The 13,425-nt window shown below is 53.5% G+C and carries 15 protein-coding genes; 10 read left to right on the plus strand and 5 right to left on the minus strand.

The genetic code is table 11. The features are described 5' to 3' along the window. Positions 1–29: 29 nt before the first annotated feature. Entirely contained in the window at positions 30–350 is a 321-nt protein-coding gene (locus E3E42_RS08915; RefSeq protein WP_167904200.1) for a hypothetical protein, read from the minus strand. Here E3E42_RS08915 and E3E42_RS08920 point away from each other — a divergent pair. The 3 genes from E3E42_RS08920 to nucS all read left to right on the plus strand — a co-directional run bounded on the left by E3E42_RS08920 (position 349) and on the right by nucS (position 4,852). After that, positions 349–1,365: a TrkA family potassium uptake protein gene (locus E3E42_RS08920; RefSeq protein ID WP_167904201.1), complete on the plus strand. Its 1,017-nt coding sequence runs from the start codon at positions 349–351 to the stop codon at positions 1,363–1,365. The genes E3E42_RS08915 and E3E42_RS08920 overlap by 2 nt on opposite strands. Before the next feature lie 187 nt (positions 1,366–1,552). Then, positions 1,553–4,063: a DNA repair and recombination protein RadA gene (gene radA / locus E3E42_RS08925; protein WP_167904202.1), complete on the plus strand. Its 2,511-nt coding sequence runs from the start codon at positions 1,553–1,555 to the stop codon at positions 4,061–4,063. A gap of 36 nt (positions 4,064–4,099) precedes the next feature. Then, complete coding sequence (nucS, locus tag E3E42_RS08930; RefSeq protein ID WP_167904203.1) at positions 4,100–4,852, plus strand: endonuclease NucS; 753 nt, start codon at positions 4,100–4,102, stop codon at positions 4,850–4,852. On the opposite strand, the gene E3E42_RS08935 is transcribed toward nucS, so the two are convergent. The 3 genes from E3E42_RS08935 to E3E42_RS08945 are packed head-to-tail and all read right to left on the minus strand — an operon-like array spanning position 4,849 to position 6,237. Next, the gene (locus E3E42_RS08935; protein WP_167904204.1) at positions 4,849–5,229 is read right to left on the minus strand and encodes a DUF473 domain-containing protein; all 381 of its coding nucleotides are present in this window, start codon (positions 5,227–5,229) and stop codon (positions 4,849–4,851) included. The two genes, nucS and E3E42_RS08935, sit on opposite strands and share 4 nt — an antisense overlap. 9 nt (positions 5,230–5,238) lie before the next feature. Then, a complete protein-coding gene (locus E3E42_RS08940; RefSeq protein WP_167904205.1) occupies positions 5,239–5,967 on the minus strand; it encodes a proteasome assembly chaperone family protein in 729 nt (242 codons plus the stop codon). A gap of 51 nt (positions 5,968–6,018) precedes the next feature. Then, positions 6,019–6,237 (minus strand): hypothetical protein, encoded by a 219-nt coding sequence (locus E3E42_RS08945; RefSeq protein ID WP_167904206.1) that lies wholly within the window; start codon positions 6,235–6,237, stop codon positions 6,019–6,021. A gap of 160 nt (positions 6,238–6,397) precedes the next feature. Here E3E42_RS08945 and E3E42_RS08950 point away from each other — a divergent pair, with 160 nt between their 5' ends. From E3E42_RS08950 to E3E42_RS08975, 6 genes are all read left to right on the plus strand, one after another. After that, positions 6,398–7,171: an S-methyl-5'-thioadenosine phosphorylase gene (locus tag E3E42_RS08950; RefSeq protein WP_167904372.1), complete on the plus strand. Its 774-nt coding sequence runs from the start codon at positions 6,398–6,400 to the stop codon at positions 7,169–7,171. A gap of 167 nt (positions 7,172–7,338) precedes the next feature. After that, positions 7,339–8,112, plus strand: a complete 774-nt coding sequence (locus E3E42_RS08955; RefSeq protein ID WP_167904207.1) for a hypothetical protein — start codon at positions 7,339–7,341, stop codon at positions 8,110–8,112. 10 nt (positions 8,113–8,122) lie between these two features. Then, a complete protein-coding gene (locus E3E42_RS08960; protein WP_167904209.1) occupies positions 8,123–8,638 on the plus strand; it encodes a hypothetical protein in 516 nt (171 codons plus the stop codon). Between the two features lie 42 nt (positions 8,639–8,680). Further along, positions 8,681–9,193 carry a hypothetical protein gene (locus tag E3E42_RS08965; RefSeq protein ID WP_167904211.1) on the plus strand — a complete coding sequence of 171 codons (513 nt, stop codon included), beginning with the start codon at positions 8,681–8,683 and terminating at the stop codon, positions 9,191–9,193. A gap of 162 nt (positions 9,194–9,355) precedes the next feature. Beyond that, positions 9,356–9,817 carry a thermonuclease family protein gene (locus E3E42_RS08970; protein ID WP_240913676.1) on the plus strand — a complete coding sequence of 154 codons (462 nt, stop codon included), beginning with the start codon at positions 9,356–9,358 and terminating at the stop codon, positions 9,815–9,817. A gap of 70 nt (positions 9,818–9,887) precedes the next feature. After that, on the plus strand, positions 9,888–11,162 hold the full coding sequence (locus E3E42_RS08975) for an amidohydrolase family protein (protein WP_167904213.1): 1,275 nt from the start codon (positions 9,888–9,890) through the stop codon (positions 11,160–11,162). Position 11,163: 1 nt separating this feature from the next. Here E3E42_RS08975 and E3E42_RS08980 read toward each other — a convergent pair whose 3' ends face one another. Then, on the minus strand, positions 11,164–11,976 hold the full coding sequence (locus tag E3E42_RS08980; protein WP_167904215.1) for a hypothetical protein: 813 nt from the start codon (positions 11,974–11,976) through the stop codon (positions 11,164–11,166). Between the two features lie 470 nt (positions 11,977–12,446). On the opposite strand from E3E42_RS08980, the gene E3E42_RS08985 reads away from it, so the two are divergent. Then, on the plus strand, positions 12,447–13,403 hold the full coding sequence (locus E3E42_RS08985) for a DUF835 domain-containing protein (protein WP_167904217.1): 957 nt from the start codon (positions 12,447–12,449) through the stop codon (positions 13,401–13,403). Positions 13,404–13,425 lie beyond the last annotated feature (22 nt).

The raw sequence follows: 13,425 nt of genomic DNA on the forward strand, positions 1-13,425 counted from the left end.
TCTCCCACTTTCTTTTGAACTTTTGGTATTTATACATTTTCATGAACAATGTTCATAAAATTCAAAAATCTCTGAATAGTAATGAACAAAAGACCACAAAACTCAGAGCCTGTTTTTAAATCCGCTTGTTTGATGTTCGAAAGATTGTTTATAAACGCTTCTTTCATCTTTCTAGCCGTGAAAATCCGTCCATCTCCAAAACTGGGTTCCAGTGGAAATGAAACTCTGGGGGGTCTTTCAGATGGACATCGAAAAAGACCTTTGTTTCCACTGGAAAAAATACTCCATCCGTGGACTTCTCGGAGCAGTGATGATAGTTTTTTAAAACCTCCCCTGTAACTTATAACCATGATCCCGGTACCTCTCGTTCGAAGACTTCTCAGAATGAAGGTTAAGGTCAGCAGAAACCGGCTCCTTCAAATAGCGGCACTTGTACTCCTGCTGGCTGGTATTTTTGCGTTCCTGTTTGTGTATTTCGAGGATGTGGATTTTTACACGGCTTTTTACTGGGCCGTCATAACGATGGCCACAATTGGGTACGGCGATATAACGCCGCAGACCGAGGCCGGCCGCGCCGTGGCTATGGTCGCTGCCGTTGCAGGAATCTCGACGTTTACGGCCCTCGTTTCGATTCTGGCTGAATACTTCATTTCATCGTCTCTGAGGAGGATGATGGGCATGCACAGCGTTAGGTATTCTGGACACTACGTGATAATCGGTCGCGGGAGCAGCATCCCGAGCTGCGTGGATGAGCTCATGGCCGCGATTTCCAGTGGAGAGGTGGAGATGCGGCCCATAGTGGTGGTATTCCCCGACGAGAGCGAGCGGAAGAAGGTTGAGCTTCCAGAGGAAGTGGAGGTCCTCATCGGCGACCCGACCAACCCCGAGACACTCGAACGCGCCCACGTGCGGGAGGCGTCCTACGTTATCCTCGCCCTTGAGGACGACTCGAAGTCCGTCTTCACCACCCTAATGGTGAAACGCATGTCCGGAGCGAAGGTCTTCGTCGAGGCCCTCCGGGGGGAGAGCCTTGAGCTGCTGAGGCAGGCCGGGGCTGACCGGGTGATACTCAGCAGGAGCCTGGCTGGAAGGCTTCTCGCGAGCTCCGTTTTTGAGCCCGAGGTGGTGGACGTCATAGACGACCTGACCACCGCCGCCGGTGGCTACGATATCTCCGTTCTGGAGCGCAGGGATTTATGGGGCGTCCCGTACGTGGAGGCCATGAAACGCCTCCGCAGTGATGGCTACTTCCTATTGGGGTACTACCGGGGGAAGCCGGTTCTCAATCCTGCGCTGGATGAGGAGATTCCCAAAGGCTCCAGACTGATCGTCATAAAGCCCGGCTCTTCCAGTGGAAAAAGGTGAGCGGGTTGCTCCATTACCCTTACCGCCGGATTGCGTATTCAATCCCTACTAAAACGGTCCAGCAAGGGCGTGAATTCCTGGTATCTCCGGATATCCGGCACTTTTATCTTGCGCTCCATCGGAAAGAAAAGTATATAACCCTTCGGCTTTTTACCCCTATGAAAGGTAGCCGTAGCGGGTGAGTGAGATGCCGAGGAAAAAGAAGGCTGAGGATGAAATAAAAGAGCTCGAAGAGTTTGAGGAGCTCGATGTCGTTGAGGAGTCCCCATCAAGCTCAACCAAGAAAAAGAAGGAGAAAGAGATAAAGACCCTTGAGGATCTGCCGGGTGTTGGCCCTGCCACCGCCGAAAAGCTCCGTGAGGCAGGTTATGACAGCATAGAGGCCATAGCCGTCGCCTCCCCAATGGAACTCAAGGAGATTGCCGGGATAAGCGAGGGTGCGGCGCTTAAGATAATCCAGGCCGCGAGGGAGGCCGCCAACATAGGTACGTTCATGCGTGCCGACGAGTACATGGAGAGGAGGAGTACCATCGGTAAGATTTCCACTGGAAGCAAGAGCCTTGACAAGCTCCTCGGGGGAGGCATAGAGACCCAGGCAATAACCGAGGTCTTCGGAGAGTTCGGCAGCGGGAAATGCTTTGCAAAGGACACGAGGGTTTACTACGAGAACGACACCCTCGTCCACTTCGAGACCATCGAGCAGATGTACGAGAAGTACCGGGGGCTCGGCGGAGAGGTTCCGATGGATACCGGCTTTGCCGTTCCACTGGAAACGGTCAGCGTTTACACCTTCGACCCCGGGACCGGCGAGGTCAGGCGCACCAGGGCGGCCTACCTTTACAGGGAGAGGGTTAAAAAGCTCCTTCAGATCGCGCTCTCCCGCGGCAGGGTTCTGAAGATCACTGCCGTCCACCCGGTTCTCACCCTCAGGAACGGCCTTGAGTGGGTGAGGGCAGGGGAGCTCGCGCCCGGCGATGTTGTCGTTGGGGTCAGGGAGGTGCCGGCGAACTCCAATCCAGTTCCAGTGAACAGGGCCTATTTCCTCGGCCTCTTCGTTGCGGAGGGTACCGCAAATCCCCTTTCCATAACGACGTCCTCGGAGAAGCTGAAGGATGTAATTGTGAGGTTCATTAAGGAGCACGACGGCTACGAGCCGACGGTTGAAGTCAGGAGGGGCCTCTACAGGATTCTGCTCCGGAAGAAAACCGCCGAGTGGCTTGGAAACCTGGCCGGCTCAACGGCCGGAACCAAAGCCATCCCCGATGAGGTGCTGAACGGCGACAGGGACGCCGTGGTCAGCTTCCTCGCTGGCTACCTGGACGGCGACGGACACGTCTCCAAGTCCCACGTTGAGTTCGTGACCAAGAGCAGGGAGCTGATGGAGGGGCTGACCTTCCTCCTTAAGCGCCTTGGCATCTCGCCATCGGTTTCAACAAAAACGGTGAACGGTGAGACCTACTACCGTCTCTTCATAACCGGCGAGGACAGGGAAACCTTTGCGGAGGTCATGTCGAGGTCCCTGCTCAAAGGCGGAAGCCTCCCGTCGGGTGGCGTTGGGAGGTATCCACCGGCGGTTGCCCGGTACCTTGCTTCCCTCTACGCCGAGTTCCGCCTGCCCAAGAGGGACGGCGAGACGGCCTACCATATCCTGACGAGGAAGCGCGACGTCTGGTTCACCGAGGGAACCCTGGAGGGGATCAGGGAGTACTTTGTGGGAGCCCTCGAAGCCCTTGAACGCGCCGAGGACGCCCTTTCCAGGGGCGAGAAGCCCGAGCTCCCCTTCCCGTGGACGAACCTCACGCGGTACGGCTTCACCGAAAGGCAGGCTTCAAACTACCGCACCCGCGGACTGCCGAAGAGCCCGGAGCTTAGGGAGCGCGTCGTGAGCGCTCTACTGGAGGAGATAGCCAGGCTCAGGAAGGTCGCACTCGGGGCCATAGAGTTCATAGAGACCGTCAAAAAGCTTGAGTTCCACGAGGTCGAGTCCGTCGAGCTGATCGATTACAATGACTGGGTCTACGACCTGGTTGTGCCGGAGACCCACAACTTCATAGCCCCCGATGGGCTGATTCTCCACAACACCCAGCTCGCCCACACTCTGGCTGTCATGGTTCAGCTCCCTGGGGAGGAGGGCGGTCTTAACGGCTCTGTCGTTTGGATAGACACCGAGAACACCTTCAGGCCGGAGAGAATAAGGCAGATAGCCGAGGCCAGGGGCCTCGACCCTGACGAGACGCTCAAGAACATCTACGTTGCGAGGGCGTTCAACAGCAACCATCAGATGCTTCTCGTCGAGAGGGCCGAGGAGATAATCAAGGAGAAGGCCGAGACAGAGAGGCCGGTGAAGCTGCTGGTCGTTGATTCACTCATGGCTCACTTCAGGAGCGAGTACGTCGGCAGGGGAACGCTTGCGGAAAGGCAGCAGAAGCTGGCCAAGCACCTCGCCGACCTGCACAGGATAGCCGACCTCTACGACATAGCGGTCTTCGTCACCAACCAGGTGCAGGCGAAGCCGGATGCCTTCTTCGGCGACCCTACAAGGCCGGTTGGCGGCCACATACTGGCCCACAGCGCGACCCTGAGAATCTACCTGAGGAAGGGTAAGGCAGGTAAGAGGGTCGCCAGGCTCATAGACAGCCCGCACCTGCCCGAGGGAGAGGCGATCTTCAGGATAACCGACAAGGGCGCCGAGGACTGAGTTAGTTTTTTAACCCTTCTTCTTTTACCTCACTCCATGTCAAAGGTTGATGCCGTTCAGAACCCCTCCCGCGATGAGCTTCTGAGGATAGTTGACTCCGCCCTGTCGTCCGAGGCAATGCTGACCATATTCGCCCGCTGTAAAGTTCACTACGACGGCCGGGCGAAGAGCGAGCTCGGCTCCGGGGACAGGGTGATAATAATCAAGCCCGACGGTGCCTTTCTCATCCACCAGAGCAGGAAGAGGGAGCCCGTGAACTGGCAGCCGCCGGGGAGCTTCGTGACCGTCGAAGAAAGGGATGGGGTGGTAATTCTCCGTTCCGTGAGGAGGAAGCCGAAGGAGGTACTTGAGGTTGAGCTTGAGGAGGTTTACCTCGTTTCAATGTTCCGGGCGGAGGACTACGAGGAGCTTGCTTTAACCGGCAGTGAGGCCGAGATGGCGGAGATGATATTCAATAACCCCCAGCTGATTGAACCCGGCTTCAAGCCCCTTTTCCGGGAGAAACAGATCGGCCACGGCATAGTTGACATTCTCGGCCGCGACAGGGATGGTAACCTCGTCGTCCTTGAGCTGAAGCGCAGGAAGGCCGACCTTCACGCCGTGAGCCAGCTGAAGCGCTACGTTGAAGCCTTGACCAGGGAGCACGGAGACGTTAGGGGAATCCTCGTTGCCCCGTCCCTGACCTCTGGTGCCAAAAAACTCCTTGAAAAGGAGGGCCTTGAGTTCCGGAAGGTTCAGCCGCCGAAGAGGGAAAAGCTCGGCAGGGGGAGGCAGAAGACCCTGTTTTAGCCCATGTCCATCTCCTGCGGCAGCATCTCCCTGACCCTGACGACCAGCACCGTGTTCCTCTTTTTCACTTCAACTATCCTGCCGAGGCCGAGGAGCCTCACCTGCGCCCTGCACACGGTTACTTCCCTCTCGTCGCTCTCCTCCCAGGGAATCCGCTGCTCCATGCTCTCCATGCGGAGTATCTCCGCGAGGAGCCCCTCGGTGCCTACAGTGACATCCTGGAAGGTCTCGTAGGTGAGGAAGACCCTTCCGAGCTCGCGCGCCCTTTCGAGCGCGATAACATTCCTCGCGCCCCTTATCTCAAGGGTTTTGTACGGGCTCCTCAAAAGCTCGTCAAGAACCCGTCTCGCGATTCCGGATAGGGTTATCGCCTCCATGCTCTCACCTCACAGGTATATGCTCTCATACTGCTTCTCTGCCTTTCTCCTTGCCTGCTCCATCTGCTCATGCATCTTCCTCAGCTGGGCCTCTATCATCTCCGCCTCCTTGAGCAGGGGCTCCGTTGAGACCTCTATCGGTGTCAGCTTCTTCAGAACCTCTATGACGTTTGCAGCAGCCCTCGGGTCGGGTCTGTCCCCGAAGGTCTCTCCGAGGAGAACGTAGGCGTCCAGCCCTTCCCTGCTGGCCTCCCAGAGGAGCTTTCCGCTCATCCCCATTATCGAGCCGTACTGGAGGATTTTCACTCCCAGGTTTTCAAGCTCCCTGTTCAGCTCCTCCCTGGCTCCGACCCCCCAGACGTCCATCTTCTCCTTGAAGAGGCCTATGCCTATGCCCCCGATCGATATTACCTTCTGGACCTTCATCCCGGTCAGATAGTTCGCCATCTCCTTCGCTATCTCGTTCACGAGAGTTGGGGGGACATAGATGTCCGCAACCGCCACGATGATGTTGTCCTTTCCGTAGAAGCGGAGGGGAGGATTGGGCTTTCCTTCGAGGATGAGCGCCATCGGTGGTATGAACGGGCTTTCAACGTAGCCTATCATCTCCATTCCGAGCTCTCTGGCCAGAAAGTTCCCCGCTATGTGGCCGACCAATCCAATCCCGGGGTAGCCCTCTATCAGTATCGGATTCTTTATCTCCGGGAGCACTATCTTGACCGGACTCCCGTTGCCCATGCTCTCACCCCAGGAAGGATTTAGTTCCCAAAGGTTATTAAATTTTCGTCCCTACCGGGTGGTGCTTCCCTCCATTTCCCCCTTTATCTTCCACTCGTACCAGATGAAGCCTCCGAGTATCCAGCCAGTCATAAACTCCACAAACCAGCCAGCTGAGGGTTTGACTCCTGAACCGAGAAGATGGAACATGAGGAAAGTCCCTACGAACCAGCCGATGATTCCTGCAAGAGTCCATGAGAGGAGCCACCTAGTTCCGGGGCTGTCCAGCATGGCCGACCCCTGCTGTCCCTTTGTTTTTCTATGCCTTAAGCTTTATCTTCTCAGGCGGAAGGCCCCTTCCGAAAGGCGGGGGTAGTTCACTCCGAGTTTCATTTCCACTGGAAAAGCAACCCTTAAATAACTCGGGCTTTATTTTTACAGGGTGATGTCTATGGTAAAGATTGGTATCATAGGAGGTTCCGGCGTCTACGGCGTCTTCGAGCCGAAGGAAACGGTGAAGGTCCACACTCCCTACGGCAGGCCTTCGGCTCCAGTGGAAATCGGGGAGGTAGAGGGCGTCGAGGTCGCCTTCATACCGCGCCACGGCAAGCACCACGAGTTCCCGCCCCACGAGGTTCCCTACCGCGCTAACATCTGGGCCCTCAAGGAGCTCGGCGTCGAGAGGGTTATCGGAGTTACCGCCGTCGGCTCGCTCCGCGAGGAGTACAGGCCGGGCGACATCGTCATAACCGACCAGTTCATAGACTTCACCAAGAAGAGGGACTACACCTTCTACAACGGCCCGAGGGTTGCCCACGTGAGCATGGCCGACCCCTTCTGTCCCGAGATGAGGAGGATTTTCTACGAAACTGCCAAGGAGCTCGGCTTCCCGGTCCACGAGAAGGGCACCTACGTCTGCATCGAGGGCCCGAGGTTCTCAACGAGGGCCGAGAGCTTCATGTTCAGGCAGTACGCCCACATAATAGGAATGACCCTCGTCCCGGAGATAAACCTCGCGCGCGAGCTGGGCATGTGCTACGCCAACATAGCGACCGTCACCGACTACGACGTCTGGGCCGACAAGCCGGTTGATGCGCAGGAAGTCCTCCGCGTTATGGCCGAGAACAACTACAAGGTTCAGGAGTTGCTTAAGAAGGCCATTCCTAGGATTCCCGAGGAGAGGAAGTGCGGCTGCGCCGACGTGCTGAAGAGCATGTTTGTTTGAGTTTTTGGAATTACTCTTTTGAATTGTCTTTCTTTTCTCCTTATATAGTCTGCTCTGTGGTCAGCCAAATACTCTTCAAGTAATCTTTTTTATGACCCCTTGAAAAAAAACAATGATGCAATGGTAAAGCGTAAGATTTAAATATGATTTTGTCTTCATTAATGCTGGTGATACTCGTGAGGCGGTTCCTTGCCGTGGTGGTCGTCTTCCTCGTGCTGGGCTTGACCATCAGCTCCGCTATGGCGGCGTCTGATGTTGCGCCAAAGTCAACTCCGAATGTTCCCACCACTCTAAACTGTCCTTGTTGTTCAGGGAACGTGAGCCTGCCGAGGGATCTTCGGGTGCAGGAACTGAAGGGTCCGGTAGCTTACTTTAAGGCACTTGAAGTATTTAATTCGAAGGACTCAGTACGATTACTAACACAGCTGAACAACACTACGCTAATACCAAAGTATCACAATGCCCGAGTTTTTCTGATTTGGCACGACAATGTTACGATTGAGGTCGTGGAAATCTCCCTTGCTGGGAGTAATGAGGGTGAACTGGTTCTGATTAAGGAACCCTCTGGGGAGAGTCTTGCAGTGGGTATAAATACTGGAAAGAGTGTCACTATCCTCTCTTTGGAGAATGGCACTGTCGTTAAGAGGACTGTTAGAGTACTAAAAACAGGAGACATTACTCCTGCAGGTTACAAGCTACGTATTCCTCATGATACGTTTATGAAGGCGTGTAAGTGGGTTGCGTCCCATCTATGTGAAGAAGGCCTGCCCGGATGCCTTGCTTCGTGTATTTTTGCACCGGGATTTGTTGGCAAGGGCGTCTGCGTGATTCTATGCTGGGCGATTAAGGATCTGCTCAAAATTGAGCAAAATATCTGTGAACGGGGGGTTGAGCAGTTGTGTCGTAAACTACTTGAACTCGGGATAATCGTAATAGAGTGAGGGGGACGACATGGATTTGGGAGAGCTCTTGGTTTATGCCGTTTTCTTTTTCATAATCCCTGTATTGGCAACGTGGAAAATTAAGAATACTCACAGACGTGACCAGTTAATACTCCTGTCCTCTCTTTTGGGACTGCTTTATGCAGCGGTTAGGGAGGACTCTTTCATTTATGTGATTGGAGTAGTTATTGTTGCGTTGTTCTTAATGTTCGTAATGTTTCTCCCGGAGGAACCTAAGCGCAGGCTTGACTGGATTGTTGTTATCATTTCAACCCTATTTCTGAACTTGTATCTTCTTCACGGCCGCCTCGTTCCAAGGGGTCCCCTTTACCTCCTCTCCGGTCTCACGGTTTTCTTAGTGTGGGTGCTGGGGGTTCTCAGAATGAGTCTTGTATGTCTTGTAACCTCTGTAATCCTCTCCGGTTTGATATTTTACGGGTTTCCTTTTATTTCATTTGTGTTAGGAGTGTTCATGTTGCTCCTGTGCCGAGAGGAGATAACGGGATACAGGGGGATTAAGAATTAGTTATTACACCCTTGTACATTTGGAAACGTGGGGGAATGGGGTATGAGAAAGGCATGGTTGTCTGTCATTCTGATGGTTTTGGCGAGTGGTTGCATATCTACCTACCACTCAACAGAAGATGTTCTCTCCTACTGGCACTCTATTGACTCTTTCACGGCCCATGAGGTGGTTAAAATTGGCAATCAAACCTTTGAGAGTTATGTAACCTTTATAAAGCCTGACAAAATCGCCCGAGCTGATTATATAAACGGGTCACCGGTTCAGAAGGTTGTTATTGAAAACAACACTCAGAAAGTCATAACGGCGAACGGGACGTTTTTCTTAAACGCCACACTTGATGACGTCAACGCTCTCGACCCCTTCGTTGCAATACTGAACAATCTTGACTCCTTCAACGTCAAGCGGCAAGGAGACATCTTGCTTCTCAAGCCGAAGACTGAAGGGATGCCAACCTACGAGGTTGAACTCAACGGAAAACTGCCGGAGATAATCACAATAAAACAAGCCGGACTGACGATTGTGGTGGAGTACAAGACGATTGAGGTGGTAAAATAGCGTACGTTTATTTTTGGATCATGCCCGTTTCTCTTTTATGAAACTGTGTTTGTTTCTGGTGAAGAGCGTTTGGACTCTACTGAGATATCTTTCTATGTTTCCTGAAAAGTTGGGGAGTAAAGATTTTATACTGGTTTTTTTAATGGTCTGTGGTGACCTTTAATGGATAGGGAAGTATTTTTAATAACAATAGTGCTCTTAATGGTTTCAGCATTAAGTTTTGCCAGCGCCTACGAGTTCCAGGCCTACGGCTACGTTACCAAGGTGGTCGATGGCGACACCGTGTGGTTCCACTCCTACTACGGCTACAAAGCCGGGGAAACCTTCAAGGTCCGCTTCGCCGACATAAACGCGCCCGAGATATACACCGATGAAGGCAAGGAATCGAAGGCAGCTTTGGAGTGGCTCCTCGATACGTACGGCCGCTACGTCTACCTCGACGTCGATGACATCTATGGAACCGACCGCTACGGCCGCGTGGTCGCGGTGGTTTACCTCCCCTTCTGGTACTACGGCTACGCCCTGAACGTCAATGAGTGGCTCGTCGAGAGCGGCTACGCGAGCATCTGGGACCACTACAACGAGTTCGACCCATACTCCTGGAGCCTCTGGGTTCCCATCTGAGGCTTTTCTCTTCTCCGACACCTTTTTAACTTCCACCGGAAACACAACCCTTTAAAATGGGGTGGTGGATATGAGCATTCTCATCAAGAACGGTCACGTTATCTACGGCGAGAACTTTGAAGTGGTAAAGGCTGATGTCCTCATCGAGGGAAATCGCATTGTCAAGGTTGCTAAGGAAATAAACGAGGCCGCTGACACGGTCATCGACGCCAAGGGAAAAGTCGTTTCTCCCGGCTTCGTGAACCTTCACACTCACTCGCCGATGGGCCTCTTCCGCGGTCTGGCCGACGATCTGCCGCTGATGGAGTGGCTTGAGAAGCACATCTGGCCGAGGGAGGCAAAGCTAACTCGCGAGCACATCAAGGCCGGTGCCTACCTCGGTGCCCTTGAGATGATTAAGACAGGAACGACGACTTTTCTTGACATGTATTTTCAAATGGACGCCGTTGCCGAGGCGGTTCTTGAGTCTGGCCTGAGGGGCTACCTCTCCTATGGTATGATAGACCTCGGCGACCCCGAGAAGACCGAGAAGGAGATAAAAGAGGCCCTCCGCACGATGGAGTTCATCGAGAAGCTCAACTCGGAGCGCGTTCACTTCGTCTTTGGCCCCCACGCTCCCTACACCTGCTCGATTGCTCTGCTGAAGGAAGTAAGGAAGCTGGCAAACGAGCACGGGAAGCTGATAACGATTCACGTCAGCGAGACGATGGCGGAGCTGGGAAAAATTCAGGAGAGATACGGCAAGAGCCCCGTTGTTCTTCTCGATGATGCCGGCTTCCTCGGAAACGACGTGATAATAGCACACGGCGTCTGGCTCGACAGCAGGGACATTCAGATTCTCGCGAGGCACGGCGTCACCGTCGCCCATAACCCAGCCAGCAACATGAAGCTCGCGAGCGGTGTTATGCCCCTCCAGAGGCTCCTCAACGCGGGCGTAAACGTCGGCCTCGGCACCGATGGGAGTGCGAGCAACAACAACCTCGACATGCTCGACGAGATGAAGCTGGCGGCTTTACTCCACAAGGTCCACAACCTCGATCCGACGGTTGCCGATGCAAAGACGGTATTCAGTATGGCAACCCTCAACGGTGCAAAGGCGCTACGCCTCAACGCGGGGGTAATAAAAGAGGGCTATCTGGCTGATATAGTCATTGTGCACTTCAACCGGCCCCACCTGAGGCCTATCAACAATGTAATCAGCCACCTCGTTTACTCGGCCAGCGGCAACGACGTCGAGACCACGATAGTCGATGGAAAAATCCTCATGCTCGACCGCGAGGTCCTCACGCTGGATGAGGAGAAGATAATTGATGAGGCCGAAAAAACGATAGAAAAGCTGGCTTAGCTCAGAGACTCGCCAGCCAGTCCGGGTCGAGGTTTACCTTCTTTTCTCTCCATGTCCTGAGCGCTCTGTACATCGCCGCCCCAGCGATGGCTGAGAGAACGCTCGCGAGGCCAGTTATGAGGCCATCAAGCAGGCCCGCCACCAGCGCTCCAGTGAAGCCTCTGGCAACGAGGGAGGTCATGAAAACAAGTCCCCCGGCCGCGGCCCCGATGCCAATGATAACGGCCCCCATCAGGGCCCCGAAGACGAAAACCTCCCTGGCGTTGTCCAGTGTGGTTCCGATTATTCCCAGCCCTTCCCCGAAATCCTTGGTCCATATGTACGCCGGAAGCATCATGGTGATTATCCCCATCAGGAAGATCGCAGGAGGCAGTCCAAGCAGTCCCGCTATCACGTACTTCGTTGTTCCGGAGAGGGCGTAGTACGCCAGTATCGCGGGGAAGAGCATGAGGCCGCCGGCTATGAGGATGACGATTCCATAAACGATGCCCACCAGGAGGACCATTATCCCTCCTGTCACGGACTCCTTTATGAGGGCTGGCTCCTCGAAGGGTATGCCCTTTTTGTGATGGTAGAATGCCCTGGTGGGGTAGTAGAGGACTGTGAGTCTGATGAGCAGGGCTATAAGGACGAGCAGAACCGCGATGCCGATGCTGAAATCGGGACTGTATGTTACCAGCTCCACATTTGAATCGAGTCCGGAGATGGCCATGAGCGCACCGGCTATCCCCGACGCCGCAACGGGGTACCTCCATAGCTTTTTGTCCTCGGAAATGGATGTAATGGCTTCCGCCAGGGCTTCAAACGCTTTCATGGGGCATCACTTACATCTTCCCTTTTGAAATTCTCATTCTTCTGGAGGATGCGGCAAACTTCCCAATGACCCCTTAAAGTCGAAACCCTTAAATATCTTTCTGATTAATACTGCATTGAAAAGATTATTGAAAAATAGTTCCACTTGGAGATGTATCATGTGTTCTTTCGCCTTTGAGGGGATGGTGTTGTCCTGAGTCCTTTCAAAAACCGCGTTCGAGTTTGCGCGTGGTTATCTTTTTCCTTGAAAACTTGCCCTTCGGTATGGGATGGAGGTCAGAAACTAACATTTTTGTAAAGTAATTGCCGACGTGTTGTTTCCGCTCCAAAGGTGGCTGGAGGATCAGAGTATGTCCCCTTCGGGGGGTTGCTGAATGGCAAGAGTCACAACGGAAAGATTTTAATGCTTGAGGAAAAATACTGACTTCGAGCTGGAGGCACGTGAATAGAAACTATAGCCGGTGAGCTGGGATGATCGAGCTGATTTTTGGCGCGGCGTTCCTTGTATCGTACGTTTTACTATTCTATAATTATCACCTTACGGGACGGAAGGCGCTCGTTTACTACGCACTGGCGTGGTTCAGCCTTTCGATACATTTCTTCGTCCCAGGGGAATCAGTATACGCGGTTGGCCTCGCCTTCTTCGCATTCCTTATTTGGCTTGGGAACATAAGGGCCTCGGATGAGCTCCTGTGCCCTCTTAGATATTCTCGGGAGCTTAGGTACTTCTCCGTTATCCCTATAGCGGGGTTGATCTTCCTGTTTCCTGAACATTCTATAGCTTCCTTCGCCGTTCTCTCGGCGAGTGTAATGTTCTCGGGGATTTACTTAATCCTTACTGGGAACGGCGATTTGAGGCTAATGGGACTCCTTGAAATTCTCTTTGCCGCCACTTCATTCCTCAGGGGTTACTACTTTTCCAATTCCTACGTTGGCCTGGTTGAGGCGCTCTTGGCCTTTGTCCTCTCCTACGTTTCAATAAAGACCTTCCTCGATAGTTCATTCATCGGCGAGTTTGAGGTGATGGATGTAAAGACCGAGCTGAAGCCAGGGGTGGTCATGCTCGGGTCCGTTTCAGAGGATATCTTTGAGGGTGCTCTGGTATTTTCAAGGCAGAATAGAGAGTTCCCTAACTGGTTCTGGATAACCAAGGTTTCTGATGGGGGAATTTCGCCCACCAACCTTCCCAAGATACTCGACATCGCTGTTAAATTCATGAAAAGGGCCAACGAGCACGGAAAGCGCCCGGTCATCGTTATCGACGGCCTTGAGTATCTAATCCTTGAGAATGGATTCCCCGCGGTTATCAAATTCCTGGCAACGATGAGGGACTACGCTTTGCTCCACAATGCAACCATCGTTATAGTGGGGGACGATTCCTTTCTGGATGAGCGGGAGAGGAAGATACTCCGCAAGCTCCTCGATTAGCCAGCCCGGCAAAGCTCTTAAG

The sequence above is a fragment of the Thermococcus sp. JdF3 genome (genome assembly GCF_012027495.1).
GTDB lineage: Archaea > Methanobacteriota_B > Thermococci > Thermococcales > Thermococcaceae > Thermococcus.